Here is a 23089-nt window from a genome sequence, read left to right on the forward strand (position 1 = left end):
TTTCTTTTCGTAATCGTTGTGTTGCTCGAATTACAACCTCGCTACCATTTCATCAAACAGCTGCTTCTCCCGCTGCATGGCTGCAATCTTATCCAAGGGATTGCTATGCGCTTCCAACAGGATCCAGCCTTGGTAATTGGCACCGGTAAGTAACTGGAATAGTTCAAAAAACGGGTAATCCGTCTCGCTAAAGGCCCGGCAATGCGTAGTATCCCCTATCCACGGTTTTACCATGTTGAAATTCGCCTCTAAACCGGGTGCCTTTAGATCGGTATCGTTGCTGTTCCAGCACACCACCACGTTCTTCTCCGTCACTTGATCGAAGATCTCCTTCATCACAGGAAGCTCCTGGGTGATCCGACCATGCACCTCCACCCGCACCAATTGGCCATGATCCTGCGCAAACTTACCGACCTCGTTGAGGGAGGAGGCAATCTGGGCGATGGTCTTTTCCCTTAGGACACCGTCCGGCATGTTATTTGGTTTTACCTTGATACCGGTGGCACCGATGTCTTTACACAACTTGATATACTCCTTGGTTCCTTCAATATTTTGCCTTAAAACCGAGGGGTCTGGACTGTGGTACTCGTAGTTGCTCCCATAGCCTAGACAGGTTACCGGACTGTCCTTAAAACGCTTTTTTACTTCCCTACGCTCCTTTTTGGACAGGTTTATTTCCACCGCATGGGCATGTTCGGTCCGCAGCTCCACCGCTCCATACCCGGTTCGCTCGCACGCAGCGATCAATTCGGGCAAGGTCATATCCTTCCCCCACTGATAGGTTACCAGCCCAAGCTTCAATTTTTGATTCCTTGCAAAAAGGGATTGTATGGGTAATCCACTGAGCAAGCCTACAGCCATACTGCCGGCTATACTCTTTTTGATGAATTCCCTGCGGTCTAAGCGATTCTTCATGGTTGGTTCTTTTGGTTTTCTTTTTTGGCTGAAATAATTTACCGGGTCAATCGCAGCAGGCTACCTCCATACTACTTGATCATTGTGTTTTATACCATTGGAGGGAAAGGGATTTTTATCCCCGAATACGTACAAGGTGCGTTGCTCCTCCACGGTGACGGATCCTTCATTGAGCGTCCCGTCAGGGTTTAAACCTTTGCTGAGATCCAAGCCCAGGTGTTTTGCCAAAAACGGATAGACTGCCTGCCGTTTTTTATCATCGTATCCGTGCTGGTCTTCGGGTATATGTACATTTTCGATGAGATCCGGCACACCCATGAGCGTGTAGATGTGTTTTAAATGAGGGTACTCAATCTCGGGGTTATTCTTGGTCCAGTCACCTCCCACCGACACCAATAGCATGGGTCGGGGAGCAGCTACTCCGGCTATTTCAACGTTGTTGGTCTGGAAATGCTTGGTCTTGTGTATCTGCATACCACTTTCGCATATGCATCCACCAAAAAAATGAGCCGAGACCATTACCACTGGCACCGAAACGGATACCCGGTCATCCACCGCAGCCAGCAAAAAAGACTGCGTACCTCCTCCAGACGCACCGGTCACTCCAATACGCCCCGGATCCGCTCCCATTTCCAATATAAAATCAACACCCCGAATACTGTTCCAAAGCTGCTGTTTCAATGCGTCCGGATGGTGATGAATCCAACCCATCTCTTCCATTTCGGCATAGCCAACCGCATCGTACGCCCATACCATTGCTCCCATCCTGGCCATACTGGCAAATCGTTTTTGCGCATCTGGACGGTATCTACCCACGTCTCCGGGCTGAGACCAATGCCCATGTGGACTCAAAATAGCCGGCAGTTGGCCGGTGGCTCCTGCTGGTCTGTACAAGCTACCGGTAACAAAAACTCCAGGCAGACTCTCAAAAGCCGCGTTTTGGACTGTGTAGCCGTCAAAATGCCTGATCTCTCCAAACACCGCATTCAATGGGCCTTTTTTGGGTGGCTTATTCAGACCGGTGCCATCCAAAACTTGTTGGCGTATAGCTTTGGCACGTTTTTCCCATTGGGGTTTTTGGGTATAGGATTGACGTATGGACGCCAAAAACGCTGCTCCCTCTTCTTCCGTCCAATGGTTCCCGACGCATAGCATGGATTTATCCACGGGTTTTCTCTGAGAGAAAAGGGGATGCACTGCCGTGAAAAAAACAAGAAGGAACACGAAAACCGCAGCAACTTTTTGGGGATATAAAGTGGAAATCATGGGTTTATGGTCAATTTGGTCATTTATTTAAGCCACTTGTCAAACCAGTCAAATGCTTCCTCTTGCATGGGCTTGTCAAATTTATGCGGCCCAGGATAGAAGGAGCACTTGTACCGATCGGAGGCACCAGCTTTTGCATATACTTCAGCCAAAATGCGATCCGCACGCTCCATTTCCGGCATAGTATACAGTGCGTCGTCAATATCATTTAACACCAAGGTTGGATTGGGTGCTCGAAGCCCTAGAATTTCCGGGAAATCCAACTCCTGGGGCAGGATTGGGATGTAGGCCATCCATGTATGGGTAAACGACTTGTGAAGGAGAAAATCCGTCCATGTGCTCATAAAGCCAACGCATACCGCACAGGAAATGCGGGGATCCAAGCCACCCATCATCACCGTACGTAATCCGCCACCGGAGAGTCCGGCGCAGCCGATACGATTTACATCGACATCGGTCCGGGTACACAGCACGTCCAGCGCCGCCCGATCCTCCGCAAAAAAGACTCCAGGCCACGTGGTGCCGGCGCAAAAAAGCGACTTTGCCATGACATGTTCGTGGTTGGAAGCCCATGCGTTGTAGGCTTTGATATTTTCAGGATCTTCCGGGTTCTGATCGCTCAATCCGTTTCGCTGACGTTCGGGTACATCTGCCAACATAACCCTCCTGCTCGCGAAAGTAAAGGCATCGGCAACCATCACCACATACCCCCGCTTCGCAATTTCATTGGCCCACGCAGTACCCTCGTAGTAATGATCTTGGTGCGCAACCATCAGCTCATGCGGATGGTCGCTGGTTCGGGTTATTTTTCGCAATCCAAAATATTTATTACCCCCATGGCAATGAAGCCCCAAAATCGCCGGTAACTTGCCTGTAGCACCTACCGGTTTCAAGATGACTGCCTTGGTCGGATTGCCATAGGGCAATTGCCAGCTTACTTCTTCAATCTGAAGTCCATCGTAGGTGTATGATTTATGAACGGTCATTGAGGGCGTCCATCCAAGCTCCGGAATACCCATACGGTCTTCTACCCGTTCTAAGGCAAGTTTCTTCCATTCCGTCAAATCGGTAAACTGACCGTTGCGGAACGAAAGTCTGGGCAAGGAATCCAGATGCAGAGAATTGGCCCATGGGCCATAGCTTCCTATTAGGTTTTCCATCACAAATGGCGGGGTTATCGGTGGCCGGGGTTGACCTTCCATCGCCCAAACCGGGCCGGCGGCAAGTGCCATTCCGGCCAGGCTGGTCTTTTTCATAAAGTCTCTACGAGTAGGGTTCATAAGTTAGACGGTAGTGGGTGATGACTCCGTATGGGGTACTTCCAAGGGTGTGTTACTTTTTGGCCATTTCCAACGCGGAAGTGGTCACAAAATACTTGGCAATCATATTGGGGACTTCCCAATCGGGCAACTTTCCATCGACCAAGTATTCCAGGTACTTCTCGGTAACCTCCCTGAAATGATCCTCGTGGCTGGTACGGAACTCGGCCGGAATCTCAACCCGCCATGCGTTGGCATCCGTCACCTTCACGACACCCAAACCTGGGAATTTTGCACTCAATTTCTGGACCGCAGCAAACAGTGTATCCTGAAACTCCTTGAGTCCGGTGCTGGAGATAGGCTCTATGTAAAGCTCTGGTCTATAATTTTCCTTCTTGTCCTGGCGAATAACCAAGTTGGCCTTGCTTCCACGCATGATCGAATAATGGGTGTCCGCCGATCCCTCCGGTGCCACGTAATTCCAGATTACTGATACCTTGGCGTGTACGCCATTAATTTTGTAGTTGATCTCCCCGTTGCCATACACTTTCAATATACCGTTTTCGATGTAGGGGTTCAGATACTCCGGAAACTCCGTGAGACCGGTAGACCGGGTAAACTCCTCCAAGGTCAGATCGGTAGCCCAACGGGTAGCGTTGATCATCTCGATGTCTTTGGTATAGTCGATGATCTTACCAGGAAAGCATTCCCATTGCACCAAATCCACCAAGTGGGTAGTCACGTCCACAATACCTTCACCCTGCTGCGTAACGTCATAAAACCATCCCGGACGCTGCAAAGGTTTGCCCGAAACGGTTTTGTAGAAATGGTGGACACTCTCCTTTGTTACAGCAGGCTCCTCTAAGGAGCCACTTTGAAGCGTTCCAAAAACCTCCTCCACCAGACTGAACTCCTTTTGAAGGATGGTGCTGATCTCAAAGCGTTCGGTCATGATATCAAAAAGGAGCACATCGTTTTTCGCTGCCTCTTCAAATGCCTCCTTTAATACGTTAAATCCTTCGGGATCAATTGCCATGGGCTTATCTGCCAGCACGTGAAACCCGCCTTTCACCGCTGCCAATAGATTTTTGGTCTTATTGCGGTTATTGCCCGCCGTTACCATTACGTTGCCCTTTTTTTCGGAGACCATTTTCTCCAAAAAGTCTGCACCGGTGTAGACCTCCATTTTCCAGTCGGTAGGATCCTCTGCCCGGGTATTATAGGATTCGATAGCAGCTAGGTAGGCTTGAAGATCGGGACCAGCCGGTGCATACACGTGCACTTGGGGATCCACTTGGGGATAGCTAGCCTTTTTAACCAAATGGGCGTGGAAATGCCCAGGATCCAAGGTCACCAGTTTGATCTCGTTTTCTTTTCCTTCGAATGTCGTTGGGATGCTGGTTTCCATTTTTTGTTCAGTGGAGCAGGAAAGGGTTAAAAACAGGGTGGAAAGACATACACCTGTTAAAAGCCTCGGTTTTACATTCATACAAATTGCTGTTTTATGCTTGGTTAGCGTTCAAATTTTGGCTATAACACCCTGAAAACAAACGGATAATGAGTCTATCTACAGTGCTGACCCACCTTTCGGCGGATTAAATATAAAGAAAGAATGAGAAGAATAAAATAGAATTGTGCGCAATCGATTGCATTTAATTCGGATAATGCCTAATATTCCAGAAATTAGCCGGCTGATGCCAGCAGCAGATGGGAAAAAAGGAGAAAGCTACCATACACGATATAGCCACCAAACTGGGGATAACGGCCTCCACTGTGTCACGCGCACTCAACAACCACCCCCGCATCAGTGCCAAGACCAAAAAGCTGGTAAACGAAGCAGCCAAGGAGATCGATTATAAGCCCAATTCCTTCGCCGTAGCACTTCGGAACGGAAGAAGCAAGCTGATCGGCATTGTGGTACCCACTGTAAACCGAAACTTCTTTTCATCGGTAGTCCGCGGAATTGAGGAATTTGCCAATGAAAGGGACTATCGCGTGATCATCACTCAATCCTATGATGACTATGAAAAGGAAAAACAAACCGTCGATGCCCTGATCGATGCGCAGGTGGATGGGATTTTGGTATCCCTCGGAAAGACAACCTCCCGTCACCAGCACTTCAAAAAAGCCATCGATGCGGGTATTCCCTTGATTTTCTTTGACCGCGTGGCAGAAAACCTTCCGGTAGGGCAGGTCGTCATTGACGATTACCAGGCCTCGTTTAAGATGACCGAACACCTGATCAAAGAGGGCTACCGTCACATCGCCCACTTCAATAGTCCGGTGCCCGTCAACATATTTAAGGAGCGCTACCGGGGCTACAAGGAAGCCTTGGAGACCTATGGGCTGTCGGTAGACCCCAGGCTGATTCTTCACAGCAATCTACAATTGGAAGATGGCCGGGATAGCGCCCGAAAACTACTGGATAGGAAGGTTCCTTTTGACGCGATCTTCTCCGCATCGGATTATTCTATTGTGGGTGCATTGCAGGAATTGAAAAAACACGGAATCCGTGTTCCCGAGGACGTAGGGCTGGCAGGCTTTGGAAACGAGCCATTTACCGAGTTCACCGACCCCCCACTCTCTACCGTAGATCAGGTCAGCATACCTATGGGGCAGGCGGTGGCAAAGATGTTTTTCGATTTGCTGGAAAACCAAGGCAAGGCATTGCCCGTCCAGCAGATTGTACTAAGCTCTGAAGTGATATTCAGAGCATCTACCCGGAAATTTTCGTAGTTTAAAAGACTACTATCTATATAAAACATAGCCCAAAAAATCATTATGAACCAACTAAACAGAACAACGGCAAATATTCAGACTATTAGGCCCATCAAGGTGATCCAGTTTGGTACAGGCAATTTTCTACGAGGATTCACCGACTGGATCATAGACATGCTCAATGAAAAAACAGGCTTCAATGCCGACATTCAAATGGTGCAGGTGCATGGCAAAAGACCTGCCACGGAAGTAGAAAAACAGGAAGGGCTTTTTCATGTTATCACCCGGGGATACCAACAGGGGAAAATCATTGACGAAACCCGCCTGATAACCTGCGTGAGAGGTGCCGTTAATCCTTACTTGGATTATGAAGGCTTTTTGGCGCTAGGAGAAAACCCTGATCTGGAATGGATCCTGTCCAACACCACCGAAGCGGGAATTTACGTGGACGAATCTGATATAGATCCATCCCAACCACCCGCAAGCTTTCCGGGAAAGCTGACCGCATTGCTTTACCGACGCTACTGCAAGGGGGGAGAACTTCTTAACAAAGCGTTGCACATCTTACCCTGCGAACTGATCGAAGCCAACGGACAAAAATTAAAAGAGTGTGTAAACGCCTATGCCGATCGATGGAAACTACCCGATGGATTTGTCGCCTGGCATTCCAGGCAGGTACATTACTATAATACGCTGGTAGACCGGATCGTGCCGGGATATCCAAGCGACGAAGCCGCAGAAATCCAGCAACGGTTGGGGTACTGTGATGAGCTTATGGTCGTGGCGGAACCCTTCCATTTTTGGGCCATCGAAGGACCGGAGTACCTAAAGGAGCTGTTTCCTACCGGCCAATTAGGCCTCAATGTGCTGGTAGTACCCGATCTAGCCCCCTATCGAACCCGCAAAGTGCGGATTCTAAATGGGGCTCATACGACCATCGTACCGCTCGCCTATCTCAAAGGCCTTCGCATCGTCAAGGAAGCGGTAGACGACCCGTTTATCGGTACATTTCTCCAGGATGCCCTGCATTCGGAAATCATCCCTTCCATGGACATGGATCCCTCGGGGCTGGAACAATTTGCACAGGATGTGTTGGATCGGTTCAAAAACCCCTTTATCCGTCATCAGCTGAGTGCCATTGCCTTGAATTCGGTATCCAAATTTAGAGTCCGGGTATTGCCTTCATTAATCGGGTATATTCGAAAAGAAGGAAAACTGCCTCCTTGCCTAATCACTTCACTTGCTGCGTTGTTGGTTTTTTACCGAGGCCGCTACAAGGGAGAACCACTCCCCATAAACGACACCGAAGAGGTAATGGCCTACTTTTCGGATATCTGGAAAAGCGGGGAACCGTACGAACTGGTTCCTAGAGTGCTGGCAATGGTTCCGTTTTGGGGATTAGACCTCAATCAGTACCCCGGGCTATCCAATGCGGTCATTCGGGAGGTACGGGCGCTGCTGGACGAAGAAAAGGTTTGGCTGGTTTAATTGGATAAGCACTATTAATAAAAGGATTTAAACGTCTGATGAAATCGAGCCTACCGAATGAGGTCCGTTACGTCGTTCATGAATAGGAGCATATCCAGCTTTTACCGTAGCTGTGGGTCTGAATTTAGGTCTAGGCGGCTAACATCCGAACCACATTTTGCAGCCTCCTTCCCGATTTGTTTGAAGCTGGAATTTGTCTACTGACAGGCCATTTACCTATTCTTTCGCGAAAAGGTACCGTTCAACTTAACCCAACACCTAGTTTTTATCCGCTTGTGTAAACCAAACAACTATTCGCACATAATCCACTACTTTTACAAAAACAAATAAACCTCGTTTAATCAAAAAACATATACCCCATGAACATTACTTACCTAGTTACATGCGTATGCCTTTTCGTTGCGGTTACCGTAACTTCTTCGACCTTCGCCCAAGACGGCAAGAGGGATCTCTATGAACTCAGGATCTACCACATCGAAAGCGAGGCCCAGGAAAGGGTGATCGACAATTATCTTAAAAACGCATTCCTACCCGCTGCACACCGGCATGGAATAAAGCAGGTAGGGGTATTCAAGCCCATCGCTTCCCAAGCAGATGCCGGAAAAAAGATCTACGTGTTTATTCCCTATGCCAATTCAAAGAGCTACTTCTCCCTGCCGGGCAAACTGGCAAAGGATCAGACCTACCAAGCTGCCGGAAGGGAGTACATTCAGGCTGCACATGATCAGGCACCGTACAAGCGCATGGAGGTGGCATTGATGCAGGCCTTCACCGGAGCGCCCCGCTTCAAAGCCTCCGGAGTAAGCGGCCCGAAAAAAGATCGCATCTACGAATTAAGAAGCTACGAGGCCGCAACTGAACGGCTATATCAGCAAAAAGTCAAAATGTTCAACTCTGGGGAAATTGACATTTTTGACAAACTTAAGTTCAACGCCGTGTTTTACGCGGAAACATTGGCGGGTGCCAACATGCCCAACTTGATGTACATGACCACCTTTGAAAACATGGAAAAACGCAATGCCGGATGGGATGCATTTCGCGTAGATCCCGACTGGGAGGCGATGAAAGATCTGGAAGAGTACCGAAACACAGTATCCAAAAACGATACCCGTCTATTGTATCCTACCGATTACTCTGACCTGTAGGCTACCGGTTTAAGCCTGGGTTTGCCGGAATGCGGACAAACCCAGGCTTCCACTTGTTCCTCCCGCTTGCGTTTTATTCTATCACACCAGCCTCAATTGAAAATCAGTGGATGGTGATTTTTTCGACAAAATAAAGCGGATTCTTCTCTAGTACCTCAAACCCTTTTTCCCAGACCGTCTTGGCCCGAAGCAAGTAGGCCGTTGCCCCCAGCACCTTCCCAAGTGACTTAGACGCCTCTGTCAACAACGGTTCAATGCGCTCATAACGCTGCTCAAACCCGGAAAAATTGTGCGGGATGTACTTTTTGGAAAGTAAGGTACCATCTGACAACTTCAAGGTATAGGTTCTTTCCTCTCCGAACAAATAGGGAGGAACCAGCCACTCTTCTACTCCGTGCATACTGGTATTTGGCCGAAGGCCGCATCCCAAAAACAACAGAAAGCCATCAGCCTCCCTCAGTCTCGCGAATGGGGAATGGGGTCCTACAGGCGTGTGGTCTTTGAGGTGATCTTTCACAAACCAGTCCGCATCCCTCCCAAACGCAGATACGCTGTGCGTGGGATGCGCACTTCGCTTGGATCCGGCAGAAGTCCGGAAGTATTCAGGAAGGGCACCCACACAGGAGGGAGTGGTCAGGTGGTCAAAAAAGGGCTCCGACGCCGTCACTGTCTTATAGGACAAAGCCGGCATCAGCAAATTACCCTCAGTTCCAACTGCTTCTTTCAATGACTGTATTACCACTTCCGGAGAAAGGGTAGGCGTCGCCAACGAGCGAAGGGAGGCATGAACCAGTAGGCTTGACCCTTTTCGAATGCCTAATTTCCGAAAATCAGCAACCATGTTATCAAACACCATCCCATCCGATGGATTTAAAGGACCTTGTAAGGTCAGTCAGAGACTGCTCTACACCCATCCGCTCAAGCGAAGAAGCCCCCACAAACCCATGGGAACTTGTCCTGGCGAGCACTTCTTTTACATCTTCCGGTGTATTTATCGGGCCGCCATGGCATAAAAAGAAAAGATTTGGGTTGATCTCCTTACAGGCATCTATGATTTCTTGGGTGCGTTCGACGGCCTCGTCCATGCTACAGCTGGCACCTGTCACACCTATCGATCCACCTACCGTTGTGCCTACATGGGAGATAATCGCGTCCGCGCCAGCCTCCGCCATCTGCCTGGCCTCCTCTGGTTTAGCCACGTAGACAATGGAAAACAACTCCATTTTATCAGCGAGGCGTACCATCTCCACCTCCTTTTCGAATCCCATTCCGGTTTCCTCTAGTACCTGCCTAAAATGTCCGTCTACTATGGAGTGGGTTGGAAAATTGTTGATTCCGGAAAAACCCATATCCTTCACTTTAAGCAGATGGTGCCATATCCGTCTGCGGGGATCAGATCCGTGAACTCCACAAATAACCGGAATCTCCTCCACTACAGGCAAAACTTCAAACTCGCCGATTTCCATAGCAACCGTATTGGCATCGCCATAGGCCATCAACCCGGCAGTAGATCCGTGACCAGACATTCGAAATCGGCCCGAATTATAAATGATGATCAAATCCGCTCCGCCTTTCTCGATAAATTTAGCACTTATGCCCGTTCCGGCTCCGGCTGCGATGATCGCTTTTTTCTGTGCTAGGGTGTTTCTGAGTCTTTCGCGAACTTCCTCCCGCGTGTAGGGGTTTCCTTTCCCCGTCCATGGATTTGGCATATTTTTCTTCGTTTTTTTAACTTCGCAGCAAGTTAACCTAAATCAATCGTTGTTTCAAGAATTCACCTGCCCGGTTGAACTTGAATCTTTGTTTCCGCCCTTTGCTTTTGCTCCAAAAAAACGGTGGGACACCAGTGCCGTTTTATCGAGGTGTAAAATTTATTTGCCGTTGACCAACCGCAAGAGCTGAGCGACAGCAGCTTCGGCAAAGCTTGGTGAATTGATGGAATCAGGTACCCTCTTTACCGAAATCGAAGGATCCAACCCAGCGAGCAGTCCGTCAAGACAGGCTGAATCAGCCTCCGGGTCAAAAAATAAACCGCCTTTGGAACCTACTTGGGAAAATCCACCCTCCGGCCAGACAATCGCCACCCTGCTTTTTAGCGGGTTCACTAAGCTGGCAATGTGTTCACCCAAGCGGTGATTATCCTCTTTATTGGTCCGCATTAGGGTCACATCGGGAGCCCATTGGTAAAACGTTCTGTCACGGAGTTCAGCGGGAACCGTCTCGGGTCTTCCAAAGTTAACCATGTCCAGGCATCCCGGTGCTACCACCAACGGTAGCTGCTGCAAAACGGCCGCCTTCATACGGTCTGGCCCGGCACTTAAAATACCACCGCAAAACTCATCTGCCAGCTCCGTTGTGGTTAAATCCATCACGGCATTAAAAACTCCTTCCTTTATCAGTGCCTCCATATTTCTACCGCCGACACCGTTGGCATGAAACGCCATTACTTCAAATCCATTTTCTTCCAACAACGCGGTACACCTGTTTACACATTCCGTGGTATTTCCAAACATACTGATTGCAACCAAGGGCTTGGAAGGCGCAGATTCTGGGATCGAAACACGGGACATTGCCAACAGCGCAGCAGCAGCTTGGTGGATAATGGGCCTGATTATCCGATTCAAACCCGCCACATCCACCACCGAGGGTACCAAAACCACATCCTTTACCCCAACCGACAGGGATACATCCTTTGTAGCCAAGGTAGAAATACACATCTTCGGCAATCCCAACGGCAACACTTGGATGGCCTTTAGAAACAAAAAGGTTCCTCCACCACCTCCCATGCCAATCACTCCCTTCACCAAACCGCTTGCATGGTGCTCGCTGAGCCATTTCTGAGCACCCATTGCCATCTGATCCAAGGCAAAGCCCCGATCACCCCGATTTCTCAACTCTCCAATAGTATAGCCGGAAAGTGCCGCTATTTCGCTGGATTCAACATCCACCGGAAAATCACCTCCGCTTTCTGCCAGACCAAGGTTTACCATTTTCGGAGAGGCTCCCGATTCTACCAGGGATCTATATAGCTGGCCATAAACTTCCCATTTGGTATCAAAACATCCTAGCACCACCAAAAAACCAGTATTCGTTGACTTCATCGTTGCCTTTTATACGTTGTGACGGGTTTCATTCCATTGCGGATGGAATTTGTCACTAATCGCCCAAATTTCCAAAAAGTCCCCAATCACAAAAACGTTCAATGGGAAAGATAATGCAAGAACAATGTAGGTTTATTAGAACAAAAACAGTATATTAACAGGTATTTTAGATAATACCTAAATGATTCTTTCAATTTGATAGGGAAAAACAATGGGCAAAAAAAAGATAGCCTCCCTGAGCGTTGGGTGGGAATTTACCAAATTATTATACACGCTGATTTTTGACAGTGAAAACCTTCCGTTGCGCGTAGACCGGCTGGACGAAGCACTTACCAACCATTGTACCCGGAAAAACAGAACTTGGTGGGTAAACCGAATAAACGGACTTACCCGTCCCCGCTTCGTTCGCCGATTTATCGAAAAAAAGCTTAACAAAAACACCCCTTTGCACGAACAGGTACACCTAACACTGGACGTGGAGCTATCCCACGAAAAAATCTACCTTAAGGAATCCGTCTATCGTCAAAAATGGGCCAACTGGTATGAGAACCATTGTTCCGAACCGCGTAAATTTTTAATCCCAGGCACAGGGAAGTTTCCCGACTTCGACCCAGCCTGTAAAAGTCACTTGGAGTACGACTATGATATGATACTTGAAATTGTAGGCGAGGTCAAAAAAGCGGAAGAAAAGGGCCGCAAAATCCGCGCGTTGGGTTCGGGACACGCACTCACTCCAGTGGCGCAAAGCGACGATTACCTGGTCTGCACCCAATACATGAATGTCACCCAGCGCCCGGCCAAGGAATTTATCAAATCCAACTACCGGGATGGATTTGAGGTGGACGTCCACTTTGGAAATACCCCTGCCAAAGAAACCCACTATCTCTTCGAAACCAGCGGAGGCACCAAAATAAGACACCTAATAGAAGTATTGGAAAAGTATGGATTGTACCTTATGAACCAAGGCGGATCCAGTATCCAGTCGATCTCGGGGGCATTGGCTACCTCCACGCATGGTTCGGGCATTGGTCTTGGCCCGGTTCCCTCCATGGTTCGTTCTATTACGCTGGTTGGCACAGGAGGTAAGGTTTACCGGATCGAACCCAGCGACGGCATCACCGACCCTTCCTTATTTGAGGGAAAAATCCAAGGTTCAGATGTCTCCGTTGAACTGGTTCAGGACGATGAAGCCTTCCACGCCGTACTTGTGGGGGTCGGCTCGATGGGCATTATTGTTTCCTTGATTTTGGAGGTTCAGCCTATCTACCGGCTTTACGAAGAAAGAATCGTGCGAAACTGGGAAGCAGTAAAATCAGAAATAAAAACAGCACCGGATTTATATTCCTACCTTAACGCAAACCGTCATTTTGAGATATTGATCAATCCCTATATCGACCCTGACTCAGATAGCGCGCCGGCCAGAAAATGTTTGGTAACGACTCGAAACTACGCAGCAGCTGGCACAAAAAAAAGTAATTCGCGCATGGAGAGAAACTACCTGTCCAGTTTTATCTCAGGCATCAACATCTCGGGAAAACTTTCCCCTTGGGTCTTTAATCAAAACCCCGATGCTATCCCCCGAATGATAGACAACTCATTAAACCGGATAGAGGATCATGCCGAGCGAGGCGAGGGTTTTGAAGACATCGCCAGAAAAGTGTTGGATCAGGGCCTAGGAGAGCTGAAGTTTTACGGCTTTGCAACGGAGTACGGAATAGAGCTCAACCGGGTATTGGAAGCAGTCGACCTTATTCTCTCTGTGTGTGGTGAGGCCGCCACCTACAAACACTACCTTGCTGCACCCTTCTCCCTTCGTTTTGTAAAACACTGCCCGGCATACATGTCCATGATGAACACCGGCGATATATGTATGATTGAGTTGGTAAGCGTGCGTGGTGTCACCGGAAGCCTCACCCTGTTAAAAAGGTTGGAAACCGAACTGATTGCTTTTGGGGCTATCCCCCATTGGGGACTTTCTGTACAGCCCTGGGCTCCCGATATGGTGGCAAAGGCCTTCCCTAAATTCCCCATCTGGAAAAAAATGCAGGCTAAATTCGGGGGCAAAACCTTCCTAAACCCCTTTATGGAAGATATACTCGCCGAATCGCCAGAAATCACTGAGTCTGCCTGAAATTGGCCAGTTCTTCGTATACCATCCTTCTGGCCAAATTGATTTCTCCAATTGGTTCATGGTCCAACAATCCCATCCAAGGAGAAAACTCCAGCTTCTCGCCAAATTCGTTCCTTTCGGGAAAATCAAATTCCTGTTTTGGAAAAACGACGGTGGCCACAGGTATAAGTGGAGCTTTCCATACCCGAGACGTGTCATCAAGCGGCTGACGTCGGTCGTTTTCGTAGAGCTGCACATGCAACGTGAAGGAGTAATCGGATTTGCTTAAATCGGCGACCAGTTGTTTCCGTAAAAAGTCGGACCCTTTGGGTTGATCCAAGCTGTACCCAAGCTGAGGATAGTTGGATTTAAGGACAAACTTGCCAAATTGATCAGGCCCCAGGCGAAAAGCCGCACCTGAAAAATAATCCACCGCCAGTAGGTTATCGTGTTTGGCGGCATGTTTTAGGGTCAAAAAGAGACTCCTCCAATGAAAGGGATTCAACGCAAACCAAATCCTGGGCCAAAGGCCGCCCAGAACGGCCGACATGGCTTTGCGATACAGGCGAATCGAGGAAGCGGATAATATGGGGCTAGTGGTCATTAAAAAGTTTTGCGTAGGTACCCCTATAGGATCCAATGGCGACAACAACGGACCTGACACGTCCAAGACCTTGATCGCCAGACCCCGCCCAGAGCTGCCAGTATCCTTTCCGACTTTTGGTGGAGCATTCGATAGGCGGGCCCAGATTTCATACTCTCCGGGCTCCTTAAACAGTCCCTGCCGAACCGGTTCACTCAGACCCGAAAAAACGATTAGTTTCCCTTTCAGGCAACCGTGCATTTTGGGATGAAAGTTACGTTTTCGGGTGGCACCCTCGTATTCCTTTTCCAAAAACGCTTTCATCGTTCGGATCATTTCTTCCAGATCCTTCTGCTGTCTATCGGTAAGTTCAGTCTTCATGGTACTTTGAGATAAATTGTAAGGCCTTTTTGCCGGGGAAGAAGAAATAGCCACCGCCGCGAACCTGTACGAAATTGGGAAGATTTTCGAGCCGCCTACGGACGGGATACCTGGGAATGCTGAACCGGTCTGTAACGACCGAACCCTCCTGATAATGATTGCCTATCAAGGGGTCGGCGTCTTCCTCTGATCCACCAAATTTGTGGAAATTTACCCAGTTGTTTTGTACAAACTCAAACTGCCTACGAATATCCGTAACCATGCAAATAAAATGCAGACCTCTGTCTTCTCCATCGTCTTCCGCGGCAAGGATTTCATTTAACACCATACCCTTTGATACCGGATTGCCATAGGGACGTCCCTTTCGCAGCATCAGGTGCTTGGCTACCATCTCGGTAGAATCTTTTTTGGAAGTTTCGGTCACCAAGTGATCCCGGGGATTGGTTCTACGTATATGGGCACCAATGGGACACTTCATACCGTCCCGGTCTTCGTCCCAGTAGCCGAAATTATTTGCTTGGGCAAGGGATGGATCATTTTTGAAGGGACAAAGCACCAAGGGAGACCCATCTGGCCACCTACCCACCATTTTGGAAGCCAACGCTATGGAGTCCTCCATCGAGGAGCTCTGGGATTTCAGGTACTCCCAAAACAAAAACACTTCCTGCTTCAACTGCCTGAACACCAAATAGGTGCCATTTCTACCTAGATCTACCAATCCAGGCAAGTCTGGATGGCCTGACAAAACCTCAGCTCCTTGCTGCGTTTCTTCTACCAATGGAGACGGGGCGTATTCGTCGTAAAGGTTTTTATAGCCCATAATAAACTCCCCCGCAGGAAAGGTAGGGGTCGTTCCAAGCTCCTTATCCTTTACGAGCTCACTGATAATCGGCCTCGATATATCGTCCCGAAAACCGAAATGCTCTTTTTGATCGTGCAGCATGGCGGTGGGTAAAGACACCTGATGTTTGACGCCGTAGGCGGATGCTCTGGTCAATTCCTGGTCTACGAGTTGCTGCAAATCCTCCTCCCCTTCCGCAAAAAGCATCAAAAGCAGGTGGATTTCGGAGGGATTGTTGCCCCAGTCCCAATTATCCGGGGAATGTTCCCCAAAATCCCCCAGTATAAACTGCCGGTGTGCCTCGGTCATACCCTCTCTAAACTCCCTGCTGAAGCTGCCGAGCGTCCTTTCTGGTAGCTGTAAAAATTGTAGCCCAGAGTAGGTAAACGCTAGCTGCCTAGCCACATCGGGCTTCCTCTCCGTTGCCGTGGTAATTAGCGGCTCCAACTCGGCGAGATACGCTTTGCCATTTGCTGAATCGGTAAATTGAAGCAACAAATACCGGGCGCTCAGAAGGTGGCCATGACCCCGGATCGCCAATCCTTGAATGTCTGATAGTTCTAGTTCCATATACTATACTCGGAGTAGCCAGTTTCGAATTTCCGATTCCTTCATTTTGCGAAACAACCCCAACCGGAATGCACGATTGTTTTTGAGATTTTCTACGCTGAGTTCATGGTTGTGCGCATACCAGCATTGGGTAATCTGCTGATGGGCTCTCACCCCTTTCATGTACTCACTGCGGTGGTTGTACTGCTTGTGAACCAACCACCTGGTGGCCGGAAAACCGAAGGCATGGCTGAAAATAACCGCCATATTCATCGTCCGTCGCTCGCTGTCCACAAAATCATGCGCATAGGCCTCCGAAATATTATCGAAGGTAGCAATAAACACCAACCGCCTCCCTCGATCGAGCTGAAGCCACCTCGCTGTGTGAACGGTGGGAATGTAGGAGAAATACCGAATCAGAAAAACCAACCTGAGCGATACCGCCAAAAATACCCGCCTGATCCATCCCTTTTTCAGGGGAGCTATGACCGTCATTTCATTGATAACGGGGTTGGTTTCCCGCCTAACTATCTCCCGTATCCGATCATCGCTTGCCTCGCTGCCGGGTATATGTGGGCTGAGTTCATTAAACCTTAGCAATACCAGCAACAAACCCATTAACACAACAAATGATGGGAAAACCCAAGCTAACAGGCTTAAGAGAAAGCTGTCGATAAAAAAGCACAAAACAAGCGAAATCAATGAGCCACCCATAAGGAGTGCAAAAATTCCCAAAGGAAAAAGCATCCGAAATTTGTCCCATCCCAAGCCCCTACTTCCTTTGCGGACCCATTGGTAAGACGGGTGTCCGGTTATATAGGACTCAATTTGATCCTTAATCGATTGGGGACTGTCATCAGTCAATTCCCCATCCAGTACCTTCTGGGACAAATGCTTAAAAACAGCTTCCTTTAAATGGGCTTCCTGCGCAATTTCATGGGTATCGATAAACTTGAACCCAGAATAAAACGTGTTTGGAACCGCCCTTCTACGCAAAAAAGCCACCATATTAATTTTTTTTCCGCGCTTGGGAAATTCATCACTCATCTCAAATACCTGCTTCAAGTGGTCACCAAAATATTCGGCTAGCTCCCGCAAATGATGACGACGATCACCCACATAACTTGTCATCAGGAGTATCCTGGCCGGCAATCTTTCATTCCCGGCATACCATTGGACAGGCAAAACCAGCCAACTTAAAAAAAGCACGGTTTCCAGCTTCTCCCGGTACGCGGACTGCGATTCCTTTAACTGTTGATTCAACTGTTCCAATAGAACAGCCGCTTCTTCCAACCGCTCCTCCGGCAAGGTGACTGTAATTGTTAGGCCTCTATGGATTCTGGACATAAATAATAACTACTTGGTTGTCGTAAGATAAAAAATAAAATAAAATATTACAAAAACTTTTATCGACAGGAATTCATTTTGATAACCAAATTAGAAAAAACCCCTTTGAATCCAGCAGAAAAAGCTGGTAGAATGAAAAGAGCTAAACTACTTCGCCGTGGGAATACAAAAAAACTCACAAAAAAGCCCGGCAAAACCACCGGGCCAACTCCAAATACCTAGGCATCAAGACAAGGTATAAATCAAGCCACCTTCTGCGCCATACTGGTAGCCAAGCGCATCAAAGCCGATACCTCTTCGTCGGTAAACTCATAGGGCTCTTTTTTTGCTATGCCAAGCGTTCCGTATAATTCTCCGTTGAACAGAAGTGGAACGGTAATCGCGCCTTCAACTTTGGTGTCCTTGGCCCCAGGTCGAACCACACCCGAATCGTCCGTCTGTAGGTTACACACTTGAACCGCTTGTTTGCGTTCCGCTGCAATTCCAGCCATTCCCTTACCTATTGGTACCTCCGACATTTTTGGCAACAAAAAATCAGGGACACCTACATGGGCCTGTAACCGGAGAATGGTTGTTCCGTTCTCCAAGGTATGTATCGTTCCGGTAGAACAACCGAAACACGCTAAGGTTTCCCCCAGCCAAACACCCCATAAGGCTTCGCTGCTATCCGAAATCAATTCGATAAGTTGATCTATCTTTGCTTCTATCGTCATCATTAAGGTTATTTATTTGGTTTTCATATGATTATAACTGTATTTTCAAGAGCCATATGGAATCCCTGTCTTTCGGCCTGCAGGCAGGTCGCATGGCTGCCCCGGGTAGCTACCGAGGCATCCCAGTGTGTGACGGCTGTGTCATGCCTGCCTGTCCGGTATGCAGGCTCGATTTCATCTGCTTTGGTCTAATTCCGTATCTCAAAAAGGAAACTGCTTCGTCAAAATTTACCTACATGCGAAGTAATAGGGCACCTTCATTTGTCCAAAGGTAAAAAATCCCGTTGGCAAGAAAAAGCGTCTTCTGAGTTAGGGTAAATCTCCGTAGGCGTCAGACAAACCTAATAAATGCCAACAAGGGGGAAATTACTGAAAGAATCGGAATTACTATGAAATTAGGCATAAAATTACCAAAGGGTGATTTTGGCAAATTTTTTGCTGGATATTTTCTTTAAAGTATTTAATTATTATATTTCACTCACAAGAAACCCAATAACCATGAAAAAGCTTGTCATACTTCTGTCAGCGTTACCTTGGCTGTTTTCTTCGGTAGCATTCGGACAGTCCGAAAATGAAATCGAAAAGGAGGATTTATCTGCGGATGTGAAAATTACAACACTGGCAGATCTCGATGGATTATGGGAGGTGCATGCCATTTATGACAAGTTCCAGCCCTTTGAAGAACTCTTTCCAGGCAAAAAACCCCGCCTCTTTTTTGACATGACCAATCAGCAGATTTTGGGATACACCGGATGTAACAATTTCAGCATCTTTACCCATCTACAGGGCAACGAAATCGATGTGATGGGTTTTTTGGGAATGACCAAGGCGTGGTGCGATGGCGACGGAGAAGATATCTTCCTCACGCTGCTAAAATCGGCCCATACCTTTGCCATCAACGACGAGGGTCACCTTACCTTTTCGTGTGGGAGTATGGAAATTATGCGGCTGGAAAAAGTTAACGGATCCCAAGACGATCATCCGTTTGGAGTACCAAGAATGCTCACGTTCAAACGACCGAATCTAATCCTGCAAAACTAAACCAGACGGAATTGTCTTTGCGCCTGCTTGTTCCATCTCCTGTAGTGCCTTTATACTGTCGTCCTTTTCCAAATTGACACCTCTAACGGCGTCTTCCACCAACCAAGTGGCAAAACCCTCTGACAGGGCATCCAAAACCGTGAATTTCACACAGTAATCAGTGGCGATTCCGACCACAAAAACCTCCTCTACTCCTTGCTCTTTTAAAAAATCCGCCATCCCGGTGTCGCCCATTCGATTGTTGTCGTAAAACCCACTATAAGAATCAACTTGGGGATTGGATCCCTTTCTAAATACCTTTTTCCAATGGGTTTGCACCAAATCAGGATGAAAATCGGCGCCCTTTGATCCCTGCACACAATGAACAGGCCAAAGTACTTGATCGATGCCCGCCAAAACAACAAACTGACCCGGTACTTTTCCGGGATGATTTGCCGCAAAACTCCCATGATCTGCAGGGTGCCAATCCTGGGTGGCCACAATCAGTTCAAACTTCGCCTGCAGTGCATTGATGACGGGAATCACCCGGTCTCCTTCGCGCACTGCCAAGGCTCCGCCGGGCAAAAAATCATTTTGGACATCCACGATGATCAGAGCGCTTTTCTTAACTGATGTTGTCATACTGCTTTTGGTTAGTCGGCGATTTCGGTAGGCTTAGTCTTCAGCACCAGGTTGGTACGTACCTCATACAGGGTCTCTTCCAGTCCAACCGGGTAAATATGGGGATTGGTCAGCCGTTTATGGGTCTTGTCAAACTGGGCCAGCCGGTCAAAGGTATTCTGACGAACTGCGTGGAGATCGGGGCGATGGTACACTTTTTGTCCCTTTCTGAAAATCGGCACTAATAAGACCTTGGCTTCAACCTGATCGGTCTGTATTCGCTTACGCCTCGTCGGATCTATGGGATCGATAATGGTTACCGTTTCCTTGGATGCCGTGTCTTCCAGATAGATCATATCGCCAATGGCCTTACCGTTCAAGGTAAACCTTTTCACATTATGAAATCCCGGCACATTTATTTTAATAGACTGTTGGGAAACCTTGATCTTCGGCTGCCAATCGCCCTTGGAATCCTTCATGGCGGACATCTTGTACACGGCTCCCAAGGCCGGTTGGTCGTAGGCGGTCACGAGCTTAGTGCCTACTCCCCATACATCGATAGATGCTTCCTGAAGCTTCAGCGAGGTAATGATATGTTCGTCTAGGTCGTTGCTGGCCACTATCTTTACCGCATTCAAGCCTGCCTTTTCCAACATTTCCCTTGCCTTGTTGCTGAAATAAGCCAAGTCCCCTGAATCTATTCGTATGCCCTTTAGCGACTTTCCGTTTGCTTTGAGTTTTTCGGCAACCTGAATGGCATTTCTCACCCCGTTAAGCGTATCATAGGTGTCTACCAAAAGTACGGTATTGTCCGGAAACGACTCCGCATAGGCCTCAAACGCTTCCAACTCTGTTTCAAAAGACATGATCCAACTGTGTGCATGGGTACCGGCAACGGGTATTCCAAACAGTTTACCCGCCATCACATTGGAAGTAGAGGAGCAACCGCCAATGTACGCAGCACGACTTGCTGCAAGTGCCCCATCAATGCCCTGGGCTCTACGGAGTCCAAATTCGAGTACAGGATCCCCTTTGGCCGCCAACACGATTCGAGCCGCCTTCGTGGCTATTAGTGTTTGAAAGTTGATAAGGTTCAATAGGGGCGTCTCAAGCAGCTGACACTGGATAAGCGGGCCTTTGACGCGGACCAATGGCATATTTGGAAATACAACCTCGCCTTCTTCCACGGCGTCAATATCGCACCGAAACTCCATTTCCCGGAGGTAGTCGATAAAGGCAGTCTCAAAGGAAGGGCTCCCATCTGGGTTTCTCATTTCAAGGAGGTACCGTAGATCCGGTTCTTGAAATGAAAAGTTTCGGCAATAATCTATCACGTAGTCCAAGCCGGCCGCTACGGTAAAGCCACTTTGGAAGGGATTCTTTCTAAAATACAAGGAAAAAACCGCTTCTTGCTCCGCCTTTCCCGATTTCCAGTACGCATAGGCCATGGTAAACTGATAGTAATCGGTGAGAAGGGTTAGTGAGCCCTGATACAAGTCACGGGTAATTTTCATAGCAAACTCTGGCAAAATTCGAATAAAAGTACAAATCTAATCCTTTTGACCACAAAAGGCCAAGCTAAAACAGCCAATTGTAGCGCGCTACTTTCCAGAGAAACGGACATTAAGGATGACACCGCTCAAAACCAACAGCATTCCTGTATAGGTGATTAAATTGTAGGTCTCGTCGAAGAACACGTAGCCAAAAACCAATGCATAGATGATACCCACATACGTGAGGCTAGCCACCTTAGAAAGGTTTGCGTTTTGATAAGCCATGGTCATAAAGTACTGTGCGAATTGGGTAAACACGCCAATGCTCAACAAAAGAAACCAATCCCATCCCTGAGGCTGCACCCAACCGAAAATGGAAATCAGCCCTGCCACCGGCGTGGTGATAAGCGGAAAATAAAAAACGATCACCAAGGGATGCTCGGTATTTTTGATCTTCCGGATCACGTTGTACGCTAAACCGGAAAATAATGCCGAGGTAACCCCAATAGCAAGGTAAATAGGTTCAATGCGGGGATCGAACCCCTCAATGATAAGTACACCTGCAAAGGCTATGGCAAAATATAGAAACTGAATGGGTTTGACACGCTCCTTTACAATAAAAATACCCAGTACTGAGGTGAATATAGGTGCCATGTACTGGATGGTGACTGCACTGGCCAATGGGATCTTTTGAAGGGTATAAAAAAAAGTAATCAACCCAACAGATCCCACAGCACCTCGTATTACCAGAATCGTTTTATTATTGCCAAATAGCGGAATTCGCGCGCGTTTGAGCATGATGTAAGTAAATACAAAACTAAACACTGAGCGAAAGAATATGATCTCAATCGCCGGAATATGGGGGAGAAACTTCACCGTCACGTTCATGAAGGCAAAAAACAAACCCGCCAACAGCATGTGCTGCACGCTCTTCGGACTCAAAAGCTCTCCTTTTTAGGGTTGAATAAAAATCGCATTCGTCTTCTGGGGTTTAAATTGGAAAATAGGACGGCTTGGAAAAAACCTTTGGCACACTAGATTGTTAACAAAAATAAAAAACATGTCAATAAAGATTGGTAGCAAAGCACCGGATTTTGTGCTTCCCTCTACTTCAGGAAAACTCTTTAAACTATCCGAAGATTGGAAGGAAAAACCTGGCATTATCTATTTTTACCCAAAAGATTTTACAAGTGGCTGCACTGCCCAGGCCTGCGAATTTAGGGACGAGTTTGCCTCATTCCGTGACTTGGATGTGCCTATTGTCGGGATCAGCAAAGACTCTATCGCCACCCACCAAAAGTTCAAAAAAGAGTATAATCTGCCATTTGAACTACTTGGTGACTCCCGTGGCACGGTTTGTCGAGCCTACGATGCTTTGATCCCTTTGGTAAACATACCCAAACGAGTCACCTACCTGCTCGACGAAAACCATGTGATTCGGGCGGTTCACCAGGATATGTTTGACAGCAAATCCCATATTCGGCAAATGATCGCCCAGATCGCAGCGAAATAAAAAAGACCGGGCGTTTCTCCCGGTCT

The 23089-nt window shown here is 48.0% G+C and carries 20 protein-coding genes; 6 read left to right on the plus strand and 14 right to left on the minus strand.

The annotated features are described in order from the left end of the window. Positions 1-30 precede the first annotated feature (30 nt). From ADIS_RS13925 to ADIS_RS13940, 4 genes are read right to left on the minus strand one after another with little or no spacing between them, the layout of a single operon-like run. Positions 31-915: a sugar phosphate isomerase/epimerase family protein gene (locus tag ADIS_RS13925; protein ID WP_010855204.1), complete on the minus strand. Its 885-nt coding sequence runs from the start codon at positions 913-915 to the stop codon at positions 31-33. A gap of 60 nt (positions 916-975) precedes the next feature. Next, on the minus strand, positions 976-2181 hold the full coding sequence (locus ADIS_RS13930; RefSeq protein ID WP_010855205.1) for an alpha/beta hydrolase family protein: 1206 nt from the start codon (positions 2179-2181) through the stop codon (positions 976-978). Positions 2182-2204: 23 nt separating this feature from the next. Further along, positions 2205-3461 carry a dienelactone hydrolase family protein gene (locus ADIS_RS13935; RefSeq protein ID WP_155907462.1) on the minus strand — a complete coding sequence of 419 codons (1257 nt, stop codon included), beginning with the start codon at positions 3459-3461 and terminating at the stop codon, positions 2205-2207. A gap of 52 nt (positions 3462-3513) precedes the next feature. Beyond that, entirely contained in the window at positions 3514-4929 is a 1416-nt protein-coding gene (locus ADIS_RS13940; protein WP_010855207.1) for a putative oxidoreductase C-terminal domain-containing protein, read from the minus strand. Between the two features lie 218 nt (positions 4930-5147). Between ADIS_RS13940 and ADIS_RS13945 the strand changes: the two genes are divergently transcribed. From ADIS_RS13945 to ADIS_RS13955, 3 genes are all read left to right on the plus strand, one after another. Further along, positions 5148-6176, plus strand: coding sequence for a LacI family DNA-binding transcriptional regulator (locus tag ADIS_RS13945; RefSeq protein ID WP_010855208.1), 1029 nt, complete (start codon positions 5148-5150; stop codon positions 6174-6176). A 45-nt stretch (positions 6177-6221) separates the two neighbouring features. Beyond that, on the plus strand, positions 6222-7646 hold the full coding sequence (locus tag ADIS_RS13950) for a tagaturonate reductase (RefSeq protein ID WP_010855209.1): 1425 nt from the start codon (positions 6222-6224) through the stop codon (positions 7644-7646). A gap of 359 nt (positions 7647-8005) precedes the next feature. Then, positions 8006-8791, plus strand: a complete 786-nt coding sequence (locus ADIS_RS13955) for an NIPSNAP family protein (RefSeq protein WP_010855210.1) — start codon at positions 8006-8008, stop codon at positions 8789-8791. 103 nt (positions 8792-8894) lie between these two features. Here ADIS_RS13955 and ADIS_RS13960 read toward each other — a convergent pair whose 3' ends face one another. The 3 genes from ADIS_RS13960 to ADIS_RS13970 form a co-directional block, all read right to left on the minus strand. Beyond that, positions 8895-9647 carry an AAC(3) family N-acetyltransferase gene (locus ADIS_RS13960; protein WP_010855211.1) on the minus strand — a complete coding sequence of 251 codons (753 nt, stop codon included), beginning with the start codon at positions 9645-9647 and terminating at the stop codon, positions 8895-8897. Continuing rightward, positions 9637-10503, minus strand: a complete 867-nt coding sequence (locus ADIS_RS13965; protein WP_010855212.1) for a phosphoenolpyruvate hydrolase family protein — start codon at positions 10501-10503, stop codon at positions 9637-9639. The genes ADIS_RS13960 and ADIS_RS13965 overlap by 11 nt, the downstream gene beginning before the upstream one ends. A gap of 159 nt (positions 10504-10662) precedes the next feature. Beyond that, a complete protein-coding gene (locus tag ADIS_RS13970) occupies positions 10663-11892 on the minus strand; it encodes a Tm-1-like ATP-binding domain-containing protein (protein WP_010855213.1) in 1230 nt (409 codons plus the stop codon). 211 nt (positions 11893-12103) lie between these two features. On the opposite strand from ADIS_RS13970, the gene ADIS_RS13975 reads away from it, so the two are divergent. After that, the gene (locus ADIS_RS13975; protein WP_010855214.1) at positions 12104-14023 is read left to right on the plus strand and encodes an FAD-binding protein; all 1920 of its coding nucleotides are present in this window, start codon (positions 12104-12106) and stop codon (positions 14021-14023) included. Here the strand turns inward: ADIS_RS13975 and ADIS_RS13980 are convergent. From ADIS_RS13980 to ADIS_RS13995, 4 genes are all read right to left on the minus strand, one after another. Then, positions 14007-14966, minus strand: coding sequence for a catalase family protein (locus ADIS_RS13980; RefSeq protein ID WP_010855215.1), 960 nt, complete (start codon positions 14964-14966; stop codon positions 14007-14009). The genes ADIS_RS13975 and ADIS_RS13980 overlap by 17 nt on opposite strands. Next, on the minus strand, positions 14956-16377 hold the full coding sequence (locus ADIS_RS13985; RefSeq protein WP_035806015.1) for a Dyp-type peroxidase: 1422 nt from the start codon (positions 16375-16377) through the stop codon (positions 14956-14958). The genes ADIS_RS13980 and ADIS_RS13985 overlap by 11 nt, the downstream gene beginning before the upstream one ends. Positions 16378-16380: 3 nt before the next feature. After that, positions 16381-17703, minus strand: a complete 1323-nt coding sequence (locus ADIS_RS13990; RefSeq protein ID WP_051113323.1) for a hypothetical protein — start codon at positions 17701-17703, stop codon at positions 16381-16383. 242 nt (positions 17704-17945) lie between these two features. Continuing rightward, positions 17946-18419, minus strand: a complete 474-nt coding sequence (locus ADIS_RS13995) for a GAF domain-containing protein (protein WP_238325440.1) — start codon at positions 18417-18419, stop codon at positions 17946-17948. Between the two features lie 495 nt (positions 18420-18914). Between ADIS_RS13995 and ADIS_RS14000 the strand changes: the two genes are divergently transcribed. Further along, positions 18915-19457: an META domain-containing protein gene (locus ADIS_RS14000; RefSeq protein ID WP_155907464.1), complete on the plus strand. Its 543-nt coding sequence runs from the start codon at positions 18915-18917 to the stop codon at positions 19455-19457. On the opposite strand, the gene pncA is transcribed toward ADIS_RS14000, so the two are convergent. The 3 genes from pncA to ADIS_RS14015 form a co-directional block, all read right to left on the minus strand. Next, positions 19440-20078: a bifunctional nicotinamidase/pyrazinamidase gene (gene pncA / locus ADIS_RS14005; protein WP_010855220.1), complete on the minus strand. Its 639-nt coding sequence runs from the start codon at positions 20076-20078 to the stop codon at positions 19440-19442. The two genes, ADIS_RS14000 and pncA, sit on opposite strands and share 18 nt — an antisense overlap. Before the next feature lie 11 nt (positions 20079-20089). Next, on the minus strand, positions 20090-21571 hold the full coding sequence (locus ADIS_RS14010; protein WP_010855221.1) for a nicotinate phosphoribosyltransferase: 1482 nt from the start codon (positions 21569-21571) through the stop codon (positions 20090-20092). An 87-nt stretch (positions 21572-21658) separates the two neighbouring features. Continuing rightward, positions 21659-22468, minus strand: coding sequence for a DMT family transporter (locus ADIS_RS14015; RefSeq protein ID WP_035806017.1), 810 nt, complete (start codon positions 22466-22468; stop codon positions 21659-21661). A 142-nt stretch (positions 22469-22610) separates the two neighbouring features. On the opposite strand from ADIS_RS14015, the gene ADIS_RS14020 reads away from it, so the two are divergent. Beyond that, positions 22611-23063, plus strand: a complete 453-nt coding sequence (locus ADIS_RS14020) for a peroxiredoxin (RefSeq protein ID WP_010855224.1) — start codon at positions 22611-22613, stop codon at positions 23061-23063. The last annotated feature ends 26 nt before the right edge of the window (positions 23064-23089 follow it).

Source organism: Lunatimonas lonarensis, assembly GCF_000390185.1.
In the GTDB taxonomy this organism is placed as follows: domain Bacteria; phylum Bacteroidota; class Bacteroidia; order Cytophagales; family Cyclobacteriaceae; genus Lunatimonas; species Lunatimonas lonarensis.